At 60.5% G+C, this 19,216-nt stretch carries 19 protein-coding genes, 1 pseudogene and 1 riboswitch; of the genes and pseudogenes, 4 read left to right on the forward strand and 16 right to left on the reverse strand.

Going from position 1 to position 19,216, the window contains the following annotated elements:
- Nucleotides 1-70 precede the first annotated feature (70 nt).
- From O4G74_RS01135 to O4G74_RS01150, 4 genes are all read right to left on the reverse strand, one after another.
- Nucleotides 71-361 carry a chorismate mutase gene (locus tag O4G74_RS01135; protein ID WP_119379629.1) on the reverse strand — a complete coding sequence of 97 codons (291 nt, stop codon included), beginning with the start codon at nt 359-361 and terminating at the stop codon, nt 71-73.
- Nucleotides 358-1,818 (reverse strand): signal recognition particle protein, encoded by a 1,461-nt coding sequence (ffh, locus tag O4G74_RS01140; protein WP_269400836.1) that lies wholly within the window; start codon nt 1,816-1,818, stop codon nt 358-360. Before ffh ends, O4G74_RS01135 begins: the two co-directional genes overlap by 4 nt.
- A gap of 215 nt (nt 1,819-2,033) precedes the next feature.
- Nucleotides 2,034-2,462, reverse strand: a complete 429-nt coding sequence (locus tag O4G74_RS01145; protein ID WP_269400837.1) for a PaaI family thioesterase — start codon at nt 2,460-2,462, stop codon at nt 2,034-2,036.
- A gap of 128 nt (nt 2,463-2,590) precedes the next feature.
- Nucleotides 2,591-3,181, reverse strand: coding sequence for a GNAT family N-acetyltransferase (locus O4G74_RS01150; protein WP_269400838.1), 591 nt, complete (start codon nt 3,179-3,181; stop codon nt 2,591-2,593).
- Between the two features lie 219 nt (nt 3,182-3,400).
- On the opposite strand from O4G74_RS01150, the gene O4G74_RS01155 reads away from it, so the two are divergent.
- A complete protein-coding gene (locus O4G74_RS01155; protein ID WP_269400839.1) occupies nt 3,401-4,324 on the forward strand; it encodes a hydrogen peroxide-inducible genes activator in 924 nt (307 codons plus the stop codon).
- Here O4G74_RS01155 and O4G74_RS01160 read toward each other — a convergent pair.
- A complete protein-coding gene (locus O4G74_RS01160) occupies nt 4,321-5,691 on the reverse strand; it encodes a dicarboxylate/amino acid:cation symporter (protein WP_018149121.1) in 1,371 nt (456 codons plus the stop codon). The genes O4G74_RS01155 and O4G74_RS01160 overlap by 4 nt on opposite strands.
- Before the next feature lie 129 nt (nt 5,692-5,820).
- Here O4G74_RS01160 and O4G74_RS01165 point away from each other — a divergent pair, with 129 nt between their 5' ends.
- Entirely contained in the window at nt 5,821-7,629 is a 1,809-nt protein-coding gene (locus tag O4G74_RS01165; protein WP_269400840.1) for an ArnT family glycosyltransferase, read from the forward strand.
- A 3-nt stretch (nt 7,630-7,632) separates the two neighbouring features.
- Here the strand turns inward: O4G74_RS01165 and O4G74_RS01170 are convergent, their stop codons facing one another.
- The 6 genes from O4G74_RS01170 to O4G74_RS01195 all read right to left on the reverse strand — a co-directional run bounded on the left by O4G74_RS01170 (nt 7,633) and on the right by O4G74_RS01195 (nt 12,456).
- On the reverse strand, nt 7,633-7,995 hold the full coding sequence (locus O4G74_RS01170; protein WP_269400841.1) for a hypothetical protein: 363 nt from the start codon (nt 7,993-7,995) through the stop codon (nt 7,633-7,635).
- 51 nt (nt 7,996-8,046) lie between these two features.
- The gene (locus O4G74_RS01175; RefSeq protein ID WP_269400842.1) at nt 8,047-9,723 is read right to left on the reverse strand and encodes a formate--tetrahydrofolate ligase; all 1,677 of its coding nucleotides are present in this window, start codon (nt 9,721-9,723) and stop codon (nt 8,047-8,049) included.
- Nucleotides 9,724-9,847: 124 nt separating this feature from the next.
- On the reverse strand, nt 9,848-10,066 hold the full coding sequence (locus O4G74_RS01180) for a hypothetical protein (protein WP_026180780.1): 219 nt from the start codon (nt 10,064-10,066) through the stop codon (nt 9,848-9,850).
- Nucleotides 10,067-10,187: 121 nt separating this feature from the next.
- Nucleotides 10,188-10,655, reverse strand: coding sequence for a phage tail protein (locus tag O4G74_RS01185; protein ID WP_269400843.1), 468 nt, complete (start codon nt 10,653-10,655; stop codon nt 10,188-10,190).
- A 1,072-nt stretch (nt 10,656-11,727) separates the two neighbouring features.
- On the reverse strand, nt 11,728-11,952 hold the full coding sequence (locus tag O4G74_RS01190; protein WP_269400844.1) for a SlyX family protein: 225 nt from the start codon (nt 11,950-11,952) through the stop codon (nt 11,728-11,730).
- A 63-nt stretch (nt 11,953-12,015) separates the two neighbouring features.
- The gene (locus tag O4G74_RS01195; protein WP_269400845.1) at nt 12,016-12,456 is read right to left on the reverse strand and encodes a hypothetical protein; all 441 of its coding nucleotides are present in this window, start codon (nt 12,454-12,456) and stop codon (nt 12,016-12,018) included.
- A 52-nt stretch (nt 12,457-12,508) separates the two neighbouring features.
- Here O4G74_RS01195 and O4G74_RS01200 point away from each other — a divergent pair, with 52 nt between their 5' ends.
- Nucleotides 12,509-12,886: a hypothetical protein gene (locus O4G74_RS01200; protein ID WP_269400846.1), complete on the forward strand. Its 378-nt coding sequence runs from the start codon at nt 12,509-12,511 to the stop codon at nt 12,884-12,886.
- A 266-nt stretch (nt 12,887-13,152) separates the two neighbouring features.
- On the opposite strand, the gene O4G74_RS01205 is transcribed toward O4G74_RS01200, so the two are convergent.
- The 4 genes and pseudogenes from O4G74_RS01205 to O4G74_RS01220 all read right to left on the reverse strand — a co-directional run bounded on the left by O4G74_RS01205 (nt 13,153) and on the right by O4G74_RS01220 (nt 17,490).
- The gene (locus O4G74_RS01205; RefSeq protein WP_269400847.1) at nt 13,153-13,734 is read right to left on the reverse strand and encodes a hypothetical protein; all 582 of its coding nucleotides are present in this window, start codon (nt 13,732-13,734) and stop codon (nt 13,153-13,155) included.
- 27 nt (nt 13,735-13,761) lie between these two features.
- The gene (locus tag O4G74_RS01210; RefSeq protein WP_269400848.1) at nt 13,762-14,937 is read right to left on the reverse strand and encodes a hypothetical protein; all 1,176 of its coding nucleotides are present in this window, start codon (nt 14,935-14,937) and stop codon (nt 13,762-13,764) included.
- A gap of 132 nt (nt 14,938-15,069) precedes the next feature.
- Nucleotides 15,070-16,861, reverse strand: a pseudogene (thiC, locus tag O4G74_RS01215) (phosphomethylpyrimidine synthase ThiC); the annotation flags it as partial.
- 31 nt (nt 16,862-16,892) lie between these two features.
- Nucleotides 16,893-17,023, reverse strand: a riboswitch (TPP riboswitch).
- 83 nt (nt 17,024-17,106) lie between these two features.
- Nucleotides 17,107-17,490: a hypothetical protein gene (locus O4G74_RS01220; protein ID WP_269400850.1), complete on the reverse strand. Its 384-nt coding sequence runs from the start codon at nt 17,488-17,490 to the stop codon at nt 17,107-17,109.
- A gap of 112 nt (nt 17,491-17,602) precedes the next feature.
- Here O4G74_RS01220 and O4G74_RS01225 point away from each other — a divergent pair, with 112 nt between their 5' ends.
- Entirely contained in the window at nt 17,603-18,427 is an 825-nt protein-coding gene (locus O4G74_RS01225; protein WP_269400851.1) for an arylamine N-acetyltransferase family protein, read from the forward strand.
- Here the strand turns inward: O4G74_RS01225 and O4G74_RS01230 are convergent.
- Entirely contained in the window at nt 18,424-19,146 is a 723-nt protein-coding gene (locus O4G74_RS01230; RefSeq protein ID WP_269400852.1) for a hypothetical protein, read from the reverse strand. The two genes, O4G74_RS01225 and O4G74_RS01230, sit on opposite strands and share 4 nt — an antisense overlap.
- Nucleotides 19,147-19,216 lie beyond the last annotated feature (70 nt).

Consider the following 19,216-nt stretch of genomic DNA (forward strand, 5'->3'; position numbering starts at 1 on the left):
GCACCCCGGCAAAAAGGGGGTCTTTGGACACCTGCCTGTGCAGGTGTCTGCGGATAGGATGCGGTCATCATCATGACGAAGACCGGATCTTCTCGTGGTGGCGAATGACTTCGGCCACGATGAAATTGAGGAATTTTTCGGCAAAGGCCGGGTCGAGACCGCTTTCAGCTGCGAGGCTCTGGAGCCGCTCGATCTGACGCGCCTCGCGCGCCTTGTCGGCTGGCGGCATGTCGTTCTGCGCCTTCAGCACACCGACCTGCTGGGTCAGCTTGAAGCGCTCTGCCAACGTGTGCAGCAGGATCGCGTCCATATTGTCGATACTGGCGCGCAGGCGTTCGAGATCGTCGAGTGGGGAGGTCACTTCTTCTTACCCCCGCCAAGGCCCGGAGGAAGCTGGCCGCCGCCGAGACCGGGAAGACCGCCCGGCATGCCTGCGCCCTGCCCCATCTTGGCGATGTCTTTCGGGCTGACGCCTGCGCCGCCAAGCGCGTTCATCATGCCCTTCATGCCGCCCTTCGACATCTTCTTCATCATGTCGGCCATCTGGCGGTGCATCTTCAGCACCTTGTTGACGTCCGACACTTCGACGCCCGCACCTGCAGCGACCCGCTTGCGGCGCGACGCGTTTAGCAGCGCTGGCTTCTCGCGCTCTTTCTTCGTCATGGAGGAGATGATCGCCTCCTGACGCTTGATGACATTGTCGTCGACATTGGCCGCAGCCATCGCCTGTTTGGCCTTCTTGGCACCCGGCAGCATGCCCATGATGCCGCCAAGGCCGCCCATTTTCTGCATCTGCTTCAGCTGCTCGGCGAGGTCGTTGAGGTCGAACTCACCCTTGCGCATCCGCTTGGCCATGCGCTCGGCCTTTTCCTGGTCGAGCTGGTCGCCGGCGCGCTCAACGAGGGAGACGATGTCGCCCTGGCCGAGGATGCGGCCCGCCACGCGCTTGGCATCGAAGGCATCGAGGCCATCGAGCTTTTCGCCCGTACCGAGGAATTTGATCGGAAGACCAGTGACCGCGCGCATGGAAAGCGCGGCGCCGCCGCGGCCATCACCGTCCATACGGGTCAGCACAAGACCGGTAAGCGGCAGGCGCTCATGGAAGCGGCGAGCCGTTTCGACGGCGTCCTGACCGGTCAGGGCGTCAGCAACGAGCAGGGATTCCTTCGGCTGCGCGATCTTTGCGATCTCGGCCGCCTCAGCCATCATCTGCTCATCGATTGAGGTCCGGCCTGCCGTATCGAGGAAGACAACGTCATGACCGCCAAGCTTGGCCGCCTGAAGGGCGCGCCGGGCAATCTCTGCCGGCATCTGGCCCTGAACGATCGGGAGCGAGGTGACATTCGCGCCGAGCTGGTCTGCCAGAACAGCAAGCTGCTCCATGGCCGCAGGGCGGCGAACGTCGAGCGAGGCGAGCAGGACCTTCTTCTTGTCGCGTTCGGAAAGGCGCTTGGCGATCTTCGCGGTCGTTGTCGTCTTACCAGAGCCCTGAAGGCCCGCCATCATGATGACAGACGGTGGGTTGTCAACGCGAAGGCGGGTTTCGGCATCCTCGCCGCCGAGCAAATCGACAAGGCCGTCATGGACAATTTTGATGACCTGCTGGCCCGGCTTCACCGAACGGATGACTTCCTCGCCAACCGCGCGCTCTTTGACCTTTGCGATGAAATCCTTGACCACCGGAAGCGCAACGTCAGCCTCCAGAAGAGCAACGCGGATTTCGCGCAACGCAGCGGACACGTCCTTCTCGGACAGCGCACCGCGCCCCGTAAGTCCGTCAAATATACCGCCTAGGCGGTCTGTCAGCGCGTCAAACATCGCGTTACTCCCTGCTTGCCTGTGACCCCACAGGTAAGCGCTCATTGATTTAGCGCAAAGCGTTGCGACCCCGCTGAGCGAAACATCGCCGGGCGGGGGCTTCGCCAGGTTCTTAGCCCTGGAAAAGCGCGCTTCTCACTTTTGCGCGGAATTTGCGGTGCCTAAAGCACGAAGACGCCGGAATATCAAGGCTTCACAGGCGGTGCGCCAAATGGCTAGCTGCGCAATACCAGATTGGTGCACCGGAATAGCGCCATGAGCTTTCCCGCTTCGGAGGTGACACGCGCATCCCAGACCTGTGTCGTCCCTCCCGCATGGACGGGTTCCGCACGGCAGGTCACCGTTCCTTCAAGCAGGGTCGAAAAGAAATTTGATTTCAGCTCAACGGTCGTGAAACCGCTTGCGCCGGCTGGAAGGTTTGCGACAGTGCCATAACCGCAAAGCGTATCGGCAAGCGTCACGACAGACCCGGCATGAAGATAACCATTCGGGGCCTTGTGGCTATCAGCGACATCGAACTGGCCGACGACATGGGTCCGCGCAATATCGATGATCTTGATGCCCAGATGACCGGGAAGCAGGCCCAGGCCGCGTTTGTTGAACGCCTCCGGGTCAAGCTCGCTGTCCGATAACAAGAACTCCATCCAACTCTCCCGCATTCGGCTTATTGAACTGGATAGAGATGTTCCGGCGAAAGCCAAGACCGCTTCAGACGCCTTGTCAGGGTATGAGGTTTCGGTTCGAGCACGCTCCACAGTCAGGGTGGAAAAATCTAGATTTGCTGCCGCTTTTCGATCTGCTCGCCCAGCATTGCCATTGAGTCGCGGATTTCGTCGCCAACGAGCGAGAGAACGACAAGATCTGCCCAGCTTCCGTCTGCAAACCGCGTATGCTGGCGCAGGACACCTTCGCGTTTTGCGCCTACCTTCTCGACCGCGGCTATCGCCCGCTCATTCTTCAGAGACAGCCACCAGGCAACCCGCCGCGCGCGCCACTGATACGCCCTTTTCAGCATGAGATAGTGAATATGCTCTACAACGGCGCTGCCGCGAAGGGCGGGCTCGACCCAGTTATATCCAATACGCGTACGCCGGTTCATCCTGTTCGGATTGAGAAAGGCCGACAGACCTATAAGGCGATCATCTTCCTGGCGGATTGCCGCCATGACCTGCCCCGTGCCGAGCGTCGCCATCTTCAGGGAGTGGTCGAAATAGGCATCGATGTTCGTGCCGGTCGAAATGACTGGCATCGAACTCCACATATGCTCGACCGCATTGCTGCGACTGAGCACCGCGCGATGGCTCTCATCGAGCGGCTCGAGCCGGAGCGTCGCTGTATGTAAACCTGGTGCACCAAGTTCCATAATAAGCCTTCAGTACTTGTCGCTGGACGTGGACAATCAGGCCAGAACGCCTAGGACTGAACATGTTATCTTCTACCCCTATCGTACAGTGGAAAGTGGGCCATGTCTCTACTCTGTATCGACAATCCGAAACTACAGGGGACATTGCATTGCGCAGGTTAGACGAGATTGTGCGCAGGCGTTTTCCTGTCCATTTCAGTCCGGTTGAGGTGTAAAGAGATGCAGCTACCGACGCTGAGACAACTCCAGTTCCTGTGTGCGCTCGCCGATGAGCGCTCCTTCTCGCGGGCAGCTGAAGTCTGCAATGTCACCCAGCCGACGCTGTCGTCGGCGATCAAGGAAGTCGAGACTTTGCTTGGCGTCCAGCTCGTCGAGCGTGAGGCACGAGGCGCGAGCCTGACCCCGGCGGGGGAAGAAGCCGTGGAGCGCGCGCGGGTCATCATCTCGAGCGCGGCAGACCTCGTCACCGCCGCCCAGCAGGCAGGCGCACCATTGAGTGGCCCCTTTCACCTAGGTGCGATCCCGACGCTCGCGCCATACCTCTTGCCGCGAACCCTCGCCTCACTGCGGGATGATCATCCAGAACTGAAGCTCTACCTGCGCGAAGACCAGACGGACCGGCTGCTTGATGGGCTGCGCAAGCGCCAGCTGGATGCGGCGCTGATCGCCCTACCCTGGCCGACACCAGGCATCGAAACCGAAATACTGGGTGAGGACGAGTTCCTCTTTATCGGCCCGACGGATCACAAGCTTTCCACGGCGGAGCATTTGCGCCCTGAAGATCTTGCCAGTGAAGACCTGCTCCTTCTCGAAGACGGCCATTGCCTGCGTGACCATGCTGTTTCGATCTGTGCGCTGAATTCGTCGCGGTCAGGCTCCGATATTGGCGCTACATCGCTCGCAACCCTGGTGCAGATGGTCGCCGGTGGGCTCGGCATCTCGCTCGTGCCGAGGATCGCCGCCGAGGCAGGTGTCGCCGCGGGCGCAGATGTCACCATCCGGCCATTTGAAACGCCGGTAATCGGTCGTCAGATTGGTATTGCGTGGCGCGCTGGCAGTTCGCGAGAGGTTGATGCCCGGCTGATCGGTGAGGTCGCCCGCCGCGTCCTTGCAGGGTGCCAGGGCGAAACGTCGGCCCGCTAGTTCAGCATCGTCTGGTCGATTTCAGCCGTCGTATTGTCTTCGGCGCGGAAGACCTCCTCATCGAGCTCGCCTTCCCACTTTGCCACCAGCGTGGCGACGGCAAGATCGCCTGTAATGTTGGTCACTGTCCGCATCATGTCGAGCAGGCGGTCGAAGGCAAAGAGCGGCGCGAGAATGACGAACATCTGGTCCGGCGTCGCCCCGACAACGCCAAGCGTCGTCGTTGCAAGGAAAAGGCTGACCGATGGAATGCCAGCCGTGCCGATCGAGACCAGCGTCGCCATCACCGCCACGGTGAAGTACATGCCGATGGATACATCGATCCCGAGCGCCTGCGCAGCAAAGAGCGCGATCAGGCCCTGGTAGAGCGCGGTCCCGTCCATATTGATCGTCGACCCAAGCGGCAGCACCGATGAGGCAACAGGTTTACCGACACCGAGGTTCTTCTCGGCGACACTCAACGTCACCGGCAGGGTCGCACTGGAGGATGAGGTGGAGAAAGCAACCAGCTGCGCATCTGTAATCCCGCGAAAGAACGGGATCAGCGGCAGCTTGCCAACGACCTTGATCAGGAAACCATGCGTCAGAAGCATGTGCAGGGCGCAGGCGATATAGAGCGCGAGCGTCATCAGCGCGAGCGAAGAGACCACGCTGAAGCCCTGATCCGCCATCACCCACGCCATGAGCGCGGCAACACCGAAAGGTGCCGTTTCCATGACAATCAGGGTCAGTTTCAGGATGGCTTCTGCGCCCGCATCGAAGACCTTTGCGACAGGCCGTCCAGCCTCACCCGCCATCAGGATGCCGATGCCGAACATGATCGCAAAGAAGATGATCGGCAGCACATCGCCCGCCGCCATCGAGGCGACGATGTTCGTCGGAACGATGGAGAGGATGGTGCGCATGATCGACTCGTAGACACCGACAGTTTCAAGCGCGCCGCCGCCCTCAAGCCGCTCCTGCGTCTGGGCAATCTGCTCTGGCGAAATGGAGGAAAGATCATACCCAGCGCCCGGCTGGAAGATCGTGCCCATGAGTAGACCAAGCGTCACTGCGACCAAGGTCGTAAACATGTAGATGCCAATGGCACGCCCACCAAGGCTGCCAAGCTTCTTCGGGTCGCCGAGCGCCAGCACGCCGGACACAAGCGTCAGGAAGATAAGCGGGACGACCAGCATGCGGATCAGATTGAGGAAGAGATCGCCCAGCGGCTTGAAGATCGCAGCGATTTCTCTCGACTGCGCGATACCGTCCTCTGTGCCCATGGAGGAGATCATGCCGTAACGGACCGCCGCGCCGATCGTGAGGCCAATGGCAAGGCCGATCATTACGCGTTTCCAGAGATCAATCCGAAACCAGGCTTTCATGGGCAGGCCCCTCTTCCTCAACAGCAGGCGGCAACCCTAGACCGCGCCGATACGGAAGCAAAGCCCGGTTTCGAGGAGACAGCACTTGCCCGTTTCAAGCCTGTCCAATTGGCGCTACAAGCACGCGACATGACTTGGATTGATCGCCTTTCGACCGGCTGGAAAGCCTGGCTTATCCTGTTCGCGCTGACCATGACGGCGGCTGCGCCGGGTGTCTTCAACCTGCCCGCACTCGACCGCGACGAGAGCCGCTTCGCACAGGCCTCGAAACAGTATCTTGAGACCGGCGATTATATCGCGATCCGCTATCAGGATGAGTTCCGCAACAAGAAACCTGCGGGCATCCACTGGCTCCAGGCAGGGTCGACCGCCGCGTTCGGTGAGGGCGAAAATCTTGATGTCTGGACCTATCGCGTGCCGAGCTGGATCGGTGCTGGCCTTGCGGTGCTGGCTTGTTTCTGGGCGGGGATCCCCGCCATTGGCAGGCGCGCTGCCTTCATGGGCTCTGCGCTCTTTGGCTCCAGCCTGCTGCTGACCTCAGAGGCGCACATCTCAAAGACGGACGGCGTCCTGGTCTTCCTGATCACGCTGGCGATGGGCTGTCTCATCCGGCTCTATCTCAGGAAGGACAATGACAAGCGACTGGCGCTCGCCTTCTGGATTATCCATGGCGCCGGCTTCCTCATCAAAGGCCCTGTCATCTCGCTTGTGGCGGGTATGGCGATCCTCGTTCTCTGGCTCTGGGACAGGCGCGACTATCAGTGGATGAAGTCGCTGGCCTGGTGGCCGGGGCCGCTGATCAGCGTGCTCATGGTTTTGCCATGGCTGATCATGATCCAGATCGCGACGCAGGGCACCTATGTCGAAGGCGCTGTCGGCAAGGATTTGAAGGACAAGCTGGTCTCGGCATCCGAAGGGCATGGCGGCCTGCCGGGCTATCACCTCATGCACCTTCCCGCCTGGTTCTTCCCGGGCATCCTGCTTTTTATCCCCGCCATCGTTCTCTGCTGGCGTTACCTCCGCCACCGCACGCTTGAATCCTTTGGCGATGTGGACCGCGACGCGCTGAAATTCATCGTCGCCTGGGCGCTGACCACCTGGCTCTTCTTTGAGCTCCTGCTGACCAAGCTCAGCCACTACATCCTGCCCGCCTATCCGGCGTTTGGCCTTCTTTGCGGCTGGGCAGCGGTAAAGCTGATGGACGACATGCGCGCCCCGGTTTCGCGCTATCTCTCCACCGCGCTCTTCCTGATCGGCGGCGTTGCGCTCGTGCTGTTCACCTCACCGTGGGCGGTCGAACTGCTTCAGGCTGACAAGGCGGGCGATTTCCGCACCACAACCGAAGAAACAGTCATGGCGCAGTGGCAGGGCGCAAGCGACTTCCCGCTCTGGCTCTGGGCACCCGGCGCATTGCTCGTCATAGTGGCAGCAGGCGCAATGATCGCCCGCAAGATCGGAATTGCGATTGCGGGTGGTGTCCTCGCCGCCCTGCTCCTTGGGTGGCAGGCACGGATTTTTGTCCTGCCGACGCAGACCTGGATACAGGCAACCGAAACCGGCAAGCTCGCGCTGTCCGAAGTCTGCGGCATCCCCCGCAGCGATTGTGGCGACACGCAAGCGCCGGACCGTGTGCTGGCGCTGGGCTATGCAGAGCCGTCCTATGTACTCACCCTCGGGACGCAAAATTTGCATCCACCGGAAACCCCAACTGAGTTGCCTGCGGACGATGCAGCCTATCCGGTCGTCTACCTCGTCAATTTCGAGGATGAGGGCGCAGCGGCAGATTTCAAGGCTGTGCAGAAATCTGCTGAAGATATGGGACGCTGCGAAACGCAGTCTGAGCCCTATTACGCGCTTAACTATTCGAATAACGACCCGGTGGCGTTCATTGCGGTGCGGTTCGAGGCGAGCTGCGAAGTCGCTCCTGCCCCGGAATAAGGCTCAACCCTTCTTCTTCGGTCCGGCATAGCCTCTCTTGCGCTCATCGTCGCTGAGGCTCGCCCACCAGTCGGAATAGCTCGACTCCTGCGGTGCCTTCATCGTCTCGTCCGGCGCGCCATCATCCCACCAGACCGGGCCGCGCTCACCAAGGGCTTCCTTCGCGGCGTTCACCTGCCTGCGGGCAGCTTTCAGCTTGGCCTCATTATTCTGGACTTCCTTCACCTTGCGGCGCGCCGCCATCAGCCTCGACGTCAGGCCTTTGAGGCCAGCAGGCGTCAGGCGTGGGTCAGAGCGGCGCCAGAGCTTTCCGGCGGCAACGAAATAGCGCCCATCGGGCGTCTGGGGATAATCCTTGGAAGACATGGATTGGCCAATTGGGCGCGGGAGGCCGATCCGTCAAGGCGGTCTCAGCCGTCAGGACAGCCCTTCGATATTGCCATCCGCATCCAGTCCAATGGACTCAGCGGCCGGCACGCGCGGCAGGCCGGGCATGGTCATGATCTCTCCGCAAAGGGCGACGACGAAACCTGCGCCCGCCGAAAGACGCACATCGCGAACCGGCAGGACAAAGCCGCTCGGCGCGCCGCGAAGGCCGGGATCGGCCGAAAAACTGTTCTGCGTTTTCGCCATGCAGACCGGAAGATGGCCATAGCCATCGGCCTCCCACCGCTTCAGCCTCGCATGAACCGACGGATCGGCGGAGACGGCGCCTGCACCGTAAATCTCTGTGGCGATCGTTTCGATCTTCTCCATCAGACCAAGCTCGTCGCGGTAGATCGGCGCGAAATTCGCGTTGCCCGCGTCAGCGAGGGCCGCGACTTTTTCAGCAAGCTCGATCGTGCCTTTGCTGCCGTCAGCCCAATGCCTGCAGACAATCGCTTCGGCGCCTTTGCCCGCAACGTATGCCCGGATCGCATCAATTTCGGCATCTGTATCGCCGTGGAAATGGTTGATGGCAACAATCACAGGCACGCCGAACTTCCGCATATTGTCGATATGGCGGCCGAGATTGGCGCAGCCACGGGTCACGGCTTCGGGGTTCTCAATCGACAGATCCGCCAGCGTCACACCGCCATTCAGCTTGAGCGCCCGGCACGTTGCAACAACGACAATGGCGGCGGGCTTAAGGCCAGCCTTGCGGCATTTGATGTTCAGGAATTTCTCTGCGCCGAGATCTGCGCCAAAGCCTGCTTCGGTAACGACATAATCAGCAAGCTTCAGCGCCGTCTTCGTTGCGATGACCGAGTTGCAGCCATGCGCGATATTGGCGAACGGCCCGCCATGAACGAAGGCGGGGTTGTTCTCCAGCGTCTGGACGAGATTGGGCTGCAACGCATCGCGCAGGAGCGCCGTCATCGGCCGGTCCGCCTTGATGTCGCGGCAGAAGACCGGTGAGCGGTCGCGCCGGTAAGCGACGATGATATTGCCGAGACGCTTCTCGAGGTCTGCGAGGTCTTCGGCAAGGCAAAGGATCGCCATGACTTCCGAGGCGGCCGTAATGTCGAAACCCGCCTCTGCCGGAAAGCCATTGCCCGGACCACCCAGAGAGGTCACGACCGAACGAAGCGCCCGATCATTCACATCGAGGGCCCGGCGCCAGGCGATGCGGCGGGTATCGATGCCAAGCTCATTTCCCCAGTGGATATGGTTGTCGATCATCGCTGAGAGGAGATTGTGCGCCGCCGTGATGGCATGAAAATCGCCCGTGAAATGGAGGTTCATTTCCTCCATCGGCACAACTTGCGCATAGCCACCGCCAGCCGCGCCGCCCTTCATCCCGAAACAGGGGCCGAGCGAGGCTTCGCGGATACAGATCGCGGCTTTCCTGCCAATGGCATTCAGACCATCGCCAAGGCCAACCGTGGTGGTCGTCTTGCCCTCGCCGGCGGGGGTCGGATTGATCGCCGTGACGAGGATCAGCTTGCCATCCGGGCGCCCGTCGAGAGAGCGGATAAAGTCCCGCGAGACCTTGGCCTTGTCATGGCCATAGGGGATGAGGTCGCCCGGCGGGATGGCGAGCTTTTCGCCGATGTCCTGGATGGGCCGCTTCTTCGCGGCGCGCGCAATCTCGATATCGCTCTTGTGGCTCATACGCTTTCAAGGCCCTCCCCGGCTCGCGCCTCAGTTAGGGCGCAAGAGGCGCCGCGGCGATGCGCTTGACTGTTTTTGCTCTCCTATCAGAAGCTTCGCCGAGGGAAAGGGCAGATGCGTGCCGCTAGTGCGGTGTCTCCATTTTTGGCCGCGCGCGTCCCATCGTCCAGTTCGACTGGCCGCGTACTTTCGGGTTCGGCGCGCACCAGATTTCGCCGGTCGCGGTGATCATCGTCACCCAGATGAGATTATGCTCCTGGCCGTAATCAATGACGCCGATGGCAAAGCCGTCCCCCTTGTCGGTCACCGTCATCGGGATGGGGGGATTGAGCTGGGTAAACATGAAATCTCGTGCGTTTTCGTTGAGCAATTCAGGTTCAACACCGCAGCGCACGCTTTGGTTGCGCCGCCACCGTTGATAGCGCCTGCAACTTAACTTCGATCATGCAGAGGAGCCGCCAGGCCTATGAACGCGGCGGATAGATGCCTTGGGTAACCACGCAGTGTTTGACAGCAAGGTAAGGCGGCATGTTTTCGCCCGTCGTGCTGTCACCCATGACATCGCCGCCGCCCCGATCAACCGGGACCGGATTGTTGGTGGAGTGGTCTTCCATGCCGCCCGTCTGCCCGATCTGGCGAAGCGAGAGCCCGGCGCCCTGACCTGCCCCGATCATTGTACGGCCGCGCAGGTCCGGCAGGGCGAATGTGGTGCGCCCGTCACCGCCATAAATCGTGCCCAGCAGAGAGAAGAGCGCGGTGTTCTGACTGATCGACAATAGCTGTCCATTCGCCTCCAACGTGCCGCGTGGGCAGAAATTGAAGCCGACCGTGATGATCTCGCCGATATACTCGTCGAGCCCGGCATGGGCGGCAGGTGCAGCGGTCATGGTGAGCGTGGTGAGCGCGGCGGCGGCGATGGTAGTTTTCAGCATGTGTGTCCCCTCTGGTCTGAGCTGGACGAGTTTATGCAGGCTGTACGTCGCCGCAAGGGGAGGGCTCGGATTTGCCAACGCTTCATTCAATCGCTCATCCCGGACTTGATCCGGGATCTCAGCCAATTTGGGTACTGAGCCTGCCTCACGAAACCCCGGCCTGCGCCGGGGTGAGCGGATAATTTCCTACAAACACCCATTTCGCCACGCGGGGTTTCCCCGCTGGCGGTGCGCTTTTCGTCTCGCCCTGACGTGACAGGGCCGGGCGCGTCCAGGGTGGACGCTATTGGTAATGCCAGCCTTTCGGCGTGGCTGTAGAGCGTGCGCCATGGACGCGCCCTTGCGAAGGGTGTCGGCCGTTCGGATGTCTCACTCCCGGCCCGTCTCGGAAACATTTTCGTACGCAGGACAGCCTGCGCAGCACTGATTACCCCACATGACGCCGACCGCATGGCAGGGGCGTTAAACCCTGCCGGCAGCACCGGTCACCTTCGCACTCCGCTCAGCCTACATCATTGCTGATGCAAGCGAGCCCTCTCGCTTCAACTTGCACGCGCCGGGGTCTGTACCGGCACGTGCAGCTCCAACAAGAACCATCTCCACCCGGTCGGTCCGGACCGCCCTGTCTGGTGATGGGAGGCGTGGATTATGGATCAGGTTAGTGGGGGTGGGGATGAATTTGTTTTGTCCGACAGCCCTGCCTCGCCGTCATCCCGGTTTGCGCCCTTGCGCAAGACAGGGACCCAGTTGCTGCGTCGCACTTCGTTTCCTCTGGGTCCCGGCTCAAGGCCGGGATGACGATCGAGTTGATGGCGCTAAGACAAATTGTGACGGCAGGCGCTGGACCCTCAGACGGGCTTTTTCCCGTCTAGGGTGACGCACACCTAGGACACTACCTTGTCAAATAACGCGTTTCAGTCCGAAGATACCTGCGCAAGCAGGTATCCATGGTGGGACCTAGAACTGGAGGCTTACGGTTTAGTCGGAGCAACGTGGACCCCTGCCTTCGCAGGGGTTGTCGGGATGGTGGTACGAAACCGTTCAGTCCCCAACCAGAGCGAAACCCTAACCCCTAATAATGCGGTGGGGGCCTGTTCACGGGGTCCGCTTGCCCGGCGGCCTGTTCGCTGTCGGCCACCCGTTCGCCGAGCCGCTCGACACGGGCCTCCAGCCGCTCGATCAGCTTCCATTGCGCCGTGACGGCGGCGTTGAGGTCCTCGATCGTCTGGTCCTGATGGGCGATACGGATTTCAAGCTCATCGAGGCGGGTGGAGTGGTCTGGCGTGCTGTCGGTCATGGGGGCGGGATATAGCGGGCATTTGCGGGAAACAAAGGGTTTGTCTGTGGCCGGGCCGCTTCACTAGTCTGCCTCCGCCGCCGTCACCGGCCCGGAATTGCTCGAAAGGTTTGTCTTTCGCGCGCGGAAGAAGAACGCCAGGGAGCCGACATAGGCGGCAAGGGTCATGGTCAGCACCATTTTGGGGATGAAATACATTGGCTCTTCCCCCACCGCGACAGGGCCGAACCAGCCGAGATCACTGTCCGGCAGCTGGCCGCGCTCTGCCAGCAGGAGGCCGAGGCGGGCAAAGTCACTATAGGACTGGAAGATCTCATTGCAGAAGCCGAGCGCGAACATGGAATAGATGATGAGGGCGATCCACATCATCACGCGGTCGAGCCGGTGGGCGGCGAGATAGCTGGTCACCAGCATGCCGAAGACCAGCGTCATGTAATTCGCCATCGTGCCATTCCCGACCTGGATGGCCTCATAGAAGAGATAGGTGAGTTCGTAATTCGTCATCCGTGTCCCCCCGCGGCTTGACTGGCCAGCGGGGAGCTTAGGCGCAATTGCGATGCGGGTGAAGCGCGCAAAGGGCGGGGATGAGGGGCGCAACACTCCGGAAGGCGGAGGCGTTTCAGCGATGCGCTGGTGGTGGGGGAGGAAATCTATGTGTGCGCCAACGGCCAAGTTGCTTTCGTCAGGTCGTTCGAATAATTTTAATGGCGAGGGGACAGATCCTATGGCCACATACAAGCAGATTCAGGAACATACTCAAAACGAGTATGGCTACGTTCCAAAAACATGCTGGATCGCCCACGTGATGAGTGATTATGGCTTAACGCGGCGCACCGCTCCAAATCGACAATCAGCAGACAAGCGCACCAACCCATGCCCGCCCAACAAGAGACCGTCGATTGAGCAAACGCTCAAACATTTTGGGATGCTGTGAATCGCTCTTCGGTTGGCGTTCATAAGGTATCAAAAATCGGCCTTCACAAAGAAGGGGAGCGCGTGTCCGATCCTCTTTTTCCAGTCAAGGGCGCGTCGCGTCCGCAGGATTACACCCTTGACTGGAAAAAGAGGATCGAAACAGGCTGGCTATGGCCAAATGGCAGAAACCGCCATTTGGCCTGATTGTACTTGAATCCGCCCATTCGTTGTACCTGATCGGCTTGAAGCTTGGCAGGTATATCGGCAACGCCGCAACATCATGGGTTAGCTTTCGGCTCTACTCGAGTCCCCAATTGCTTGCGCAATTCTGAACAAGCAACCTACGAAATTGTGCAACATGTGTCCGCCTTGCTGCACCCAAGGCGGGCTTTGTTCTATTCCAGCTAACGAAATTGCCTGCTCCAGTTCGCTGCCAGCCAAATGAGCATCAGCTTTCCTCAGATCGAATGTGCCGACAATGATCGAGGTTAGCGATCGCGCTTCATCAGCGCTTACGACCGTAGACAGCGCTCTTTCAACCAGTTTGATGCTGCCAAGATTTTCTTTCTTTTCGGCAAATTGCTTGAGTGCTGAGTGATCGAGGCGCTCGACAAATAGACGATTCAAATCCTTTGCCAGCGCATATAGTCCATCTTCATCAACAGCGCGAAATCGATGACAAGAACGAAGAATCTTCGGGGCATCAGCGTGATCCTTTATCGGATTAACTGAAAACTCTTCCTCAAACGCAGAAACGAACGAATTGATAGCCTTGTCTAAAAAAGCTTCTGGCGCTTTTGTCCCTGCTGGATCGGTTCGAACTTGAGCGGCCAGCAATTCTTCGCACACTTTGCCGTCTGGCGGCACGTTATAACCAGCCCAGATCCTTTGCTGTCACTCGGGCGCCCTTGCAATATCGCTGGCATAAACAGTAATAAGACCGAGGTCATTGACTCCAAACCACATTCGGTTGCCGGGGCAGGCAAATATTGCGCCGGTTTGGCGCGTGTACCACTCCAGGCCGGTATTTGGCAGCGCCAGTATCGCATTCATGACCTGCGGCTTGAACCATAGCCACCTACCTATTTCGTCGGGCCTCAAATCAGCGGAAGACATCCTCGATCCGTCCGCTTCAACTATGTAGTCAATGCGGATTTCCGTTGGATCATTTCTTAAACGGAAACTCGCAGCACCTGGCTCGATAACCTCCTTATGCCAGAATTCTCCTTCGATCCGCGTTGCGCTTGCGCCGGTACGCTCGAAACTGTGAGACTCGCTTCCGACATTGTCGCCGGTTTCCGGGCCCATTAGCGGCACGTCTTCCGCTTCATCAACGTCAGTGCGCCACATTCGAAAAGACGCTACCTTCGCACCTAAGGGCGAGCCGTCTCCTTGCAAAACCTTCCATTGTCTACAACTGATGCTGTCGAAGCCGTCCTCGATCTCTAGACCGCCATCGTCCCAGCTAAATTCTGGCGCTGCCGTCGTTATGTGGCTCCGTGATCGATAGGTGGCGACTAGGAGCGCTGAATTGCGAGCGCAAAGGTAATCTCGGAGGAATTCCGCTCGAACTGCGATCTCTCGCTCGCCAGCTACGTTGCTTTCCTTAACCACCGGCACGTACCCCTCATTGGAAGCCAGCCAGTCATCACCTTCTTTCACCAAGTCGTATGCCAACACGAAGTCGTGCAACAGATACCAAATCGATTGGTGCGCCGGATTCAGGTGCTGTTCAAGCACCAATCGGCGCCCCAATATTGACCGTTCGTCACGCGTAAAGGTACCGGCTTCAAAATAAATATCGTTGCTGACATACGGCTTGTTCGACCAGCCAACATTGAAGTCTGACCAATGAAGCCTCTGTACAAGGTCAACTGCTTGTTCGCTTGGCACCATAATGCTCTCTGCGAAGAGAGTTTCATCGACCCAGCCGACTTCGCCATACTCTTTGCGCGAGTTCAGTGTCTTTGAAGACTTCAGTGGCACCCACACCGCTCTGTTGAATGTCTTTCCGCGGAGATCCCTAAACTCGTACCACTGTTGAGAGAGAATCTTAGTCTCCAGCGACATAGATCTCTGCCCCCTTTTGAATGAACTCCGCGCTCTTGGCAGCCATCCCCTCTTCCGCCTCTTTGGCCCGCCGCTCAAGGTCTGCCTTCTCATTGTCCGTCATGCCCTTCGCATAGTCCCGCACCTCGGCACTGATCGCCATGGAGCAGAATTTCGGGCCGCACATACTGCAAAAATGCGCGACCTTGTGGGCTTCTTTGGGGAGGGTCTGGTCGTGGTACTGGCGGGCGGTTTCGGGGTCCAGGGAGAGGTTGAACTGGTCTTCCCAGCGGAATTCGAACCGGGCGCGGCTTAGCGCGTCGTCGCGGACCTGGGCTGCGGGGTGGCCCTTGGCGAGGTCTGCGGCGTGGGCGGCGAGCTTGTAGGTGATGACGCCGACTTTCACGTCATCCCGGTCCGGCAGGCCGAGATGCTCTTTCGGGGTGACGTAGCAGAGCATGGCCGTGCCGTACCAGCCGATCATCGCGGCGCCGATGCCGCTGGTGATGTGGTCATAGCCCGGCGCGATGTCTGTGGTGAGGGGGCCGAGCGTGTAGAACGGCGCCTCACCGCATTCGCGCAGCTGCTTGTCCATATTAATCTTGATCTTGTGCATCGGGACGTGGCCCGGCCCTTCGATCATCACCTGGCAGCCCTTGGCGTGGGCGATCTTGGTGAGCTCTCCGAGGGTTTCGAGCTCTGCGAACTGGGCCGCGTCATTGGCGTCCGCGATGGAGCCGGGGCGGAGGCCATCTCCAAGGCTGAAGGAGACATCATAGGCGCGCATGATGTCGCAGATTTCCTCGAAATGGGTGTAGAGGAAGCTCTCTGTGTGGTGGGCGAGCATCCATTTCGCCATGATCGAGCCGCCGCGCGAGACGATGCCGGTGACGCGCTTTGCGGTGAGGTGGATATAGGCGAGGCGCACGCCCGCATGGATGGTGAAATAGTCCACCCCCTGCTCTGCCTGCTCGATGAGGGTGTCGCGGTAAACCTCCCAGGTGAGGTCCTCGGCGACGCCGTTGACCTTTTCCAGCGCCTGATAGATCGGCACGGTGCCGATGGGCACGGGGCTGTTGCGGATGATCCATTCGCGGGTGTTGTGGATGTTGCGGCCGGTCGACAGGTCCATGACATTGTCGGCGCCCCAGCGGGTCGCCCAGACCATCTTGTCGACTTCTTCTTCCACGGATGAGGTGACGGCGGAGTTGCCGATATTGGCGTTGATCTTGACCAGGAAGTTGCGGCCGATGATCTGCGGCTCAAGCTCTGGATGGTTGATGTTGGCCGGGATGATGGCGCGGCCTTTTGCGATCTCGTCACGGACAAATTCCGGCGTGACGAAGGATGGGATTTCGGCGCCGAAGCTCTCGCCCTGCGCGATCTGCGCGTCGGCATTTTCGAGCGCTTGCTGGCGGCCGAGATTTTCGCGCTCTGCGACGTAGATCATCTCTTTCGTGATGATGCCGGCACGGGCAAACTCATACTGGGTGACGGGTTTGCGATTGGCTTCGCGGTCAGCGTCGGTGCGGTCCGGGTTGAGCGCGATACTGCCGGTCGGGTCGAAGTTGGTGGCTTTCAGCGGCTTGTGGCGCGTCGGGAATTCGCGCGCGAGATGCTTGCCGGAGACGCCGCCATTATCCTCTGGCTTCACGTCGCGGCCCTGATATTCCTCAACGCCGCCGCGCTCCAGCACCCATTCGGTGCGGAGGCGGGCAAGGCCTTTCTCGACATCGATCGTGACCGACGGGTCGGAGTATGGGCCGGACGTGTCATAGACAGGCACCGGCTCTTCATTGGCCGATGGGTGCAGGTCAATCAGGCGGCGCGGGACCGACAGCGTCGGGTCGGCCTTGGGGTGAGTGTAGACCTTGCGGCTGGCCGGCAAAGGGCCGGTGGTGACCTTTGGGGTCTGGAATTCGGCTTGGTTCGTGGGCTTGTTCATTCTGGGTCTCCAAAAGGTTGAGACCCGGGGGCGCGCGCGGTTTTTCCGTTCCTACGCCGGCCACCTCCGCGAGGGCGGAGATTTCCCGGATCAGGTTCTAAGGGTGCTGGACCTGCATCTGGCCCATCTCAGCGCTAGCAAGACGCGCCCCTCGGATTGAGAGGACCGTAGAGGAAAGCGGCGCGTTCGGAAAGGGGGCGATCAGGACATCAGACAGCGCAAAAGGCGCTGCGACCCGCAGAGGTTCAGGCTGAAAGCCCGTACCAGATCGTGAGGATGCCAAGAAGGATGACGACCAACCCTATGCCGCGCGTCAGCCTATCGCCGCGATAGAAGGGCTTCGCCATCGACATCAGCGTCTTCGGCATGGCCATCATGAGCCAGCCTTCCAGCAGGATGCCCCCGCCGACCAAGGTGGCCAGACCCCGGGCGAAGGTCGAGACGTCGTGGTAGGTGAGGAGGATTGCGGCCCCGGCAACGCCCATGGCCGCCCCTGTGACATAGGTCGCGAAGGGCACCTTATCCATGCTGTCGACAATCGTGGTCACCCGGCCCGGGTTGAGGAGGAGCGTGGAGCCACCGCCAACAAGATAGACGCCGAGAAGCAGGATGATGTGGTGCTCGGTCATGCGCGTATCCTGCACCCTTCGGCCGCTTCGCGAAATAGCGGACAATACCTAGATTGGCGTCACCCTGAAGGCGTGGCTTGCCTGGCTTGCCGCGCTCCTGCATCTCTGCGCGATGACGCTTGATCTTGCTGCCTATCTCAAACGCATTGGCCATGATGCCCCCGTGCAGGCCGCCCTTGAGACGCTGAACGCGCTGCACGCGGCGCATGTAAATGCGGTGCCATTCGAAAATCTCGATGTGCATGCGGGGCGGCCAGTCTCGCTGTCGCTGGAGGCGGCCTACGAGGAGATCGTCACACGCGGCAAAGGCGGCTGGTGCTATGAGATGAACGCCGTGTTTGGCTGGGCACTCTCTGAGATCGGGTTTGATGTGGTGCGGCTCGGCGCGGGGGTCCGGCGTGCGTCCATGGGTGATGAGGCATTGGGCAACCATCTCGCCCTGCTGGTACGGCTGGAGCGCGACTATCTCGTCGATGTCGGGTTCGGCAGCTCGCAGGTCAGCGCCATACCGCTGGAGGAAGGCGTAACCGATCATGCACCGATCCGCATGGCTTTGGCGCGCGCCGATGATGGCTATTGGCGCCTCTTCGAGGGCGGGCCGGGCGCAAGCTTCAGCTATGACTTCAGGCCCGAGCCGGCGGATGAGCGCCTGCTGGCCGCCCGTCATCAATGGCAGATCACCGACCCGAACAGCATCTTCTGCAAGACGCTGAGCGCCAAGATCCGGCAGGGGTCGAGCTATTACATCCTGCGCGGGCGCATGCTGGAAACGCAGATGCCCGGGCGCAGCACGCAGCAGGTCATGGAGACGCCGGAAGAACTGTCAGGCGTGCTCAGCGAGGTCTTCGGCCTTGAAGAGCCGGAGCTTGAGACGCTCTGGCCGAAAATCTGCGCGCGGCACAAACAGCTCTTCCCGCATGAGAGCGGCAGGCTTTAGGCATTCGCCTCGAACTGCGCCGTACCGACGGCGAACCAGAGTGTGTCGGCATGGGCGAGGAGCGTGCCGTCCTTGGTATAGAGCGCGGTGCCAGCGGTGTGCTTGCGGCCTTTGCCGCCGGTGCGCCATGAGGCGATGATCAGCGGCTCGCCTACCGGCGGACGCTCAAGGATCTGCGCGTTCATCTCCCCCAGCAGGGCGCGGTCGACATCCGGCAGGGAGAAGCCGCCGGGGCAATCGAGCGCGCTCCAGACGATTTCCGAACGGACCAGACCATCTTCATCGGCAAACGTGTCGTGCGGGGTCCAGATCGTGGCGGCGGTTTCCGGATCATCCAGCTGGCCGCAGAAGATACGGAGACTCTCGCCCGGCTCACGGCCACGCCCGCAGACGAAGCAGACCGACATCTCTCCTGCGCCGAAGGGGCGTGGGTGCTCGCTCGCCTTTTTCGCGGCCTCAAAGGACGGCGCGGGACGCGGGGCGATGCCTGGCACCTCTGGGCGCGCGGTCATGATCAGCGTGTCACCTGCGAGCAGGGTCGTGTTGTCGCCGTCGCGCGTGATGGTCAGCGGCGTTTCCAGCGGGATCGGGGCATTGAGCCGGATCGTGTGCGGGCCGTCCAGATGCTGGGCCAGCAGGCCTGCCGAATAGCCGCCATTGCCGCTGCCGGGAGGGCCATTGAACTGGTTTGGGATGGTGATGGCGTCGGGGGCAGGCATGACGGTCTCCATTTTGCGGATTTCTTCCGGCAGGCTGGCGCTATCTACAAATGGTTGCGCTTGCAAGTGG

The sequence above is a fragment of the Henriciella marina genome, assembly GCF_027213945.1.
Lineage (GTDB): Bacteria > Pseudomonadota > Alphaproteobacteria > Caulobacterales > Hyphomonadaceae > Henriciella > Henriciella marina_A.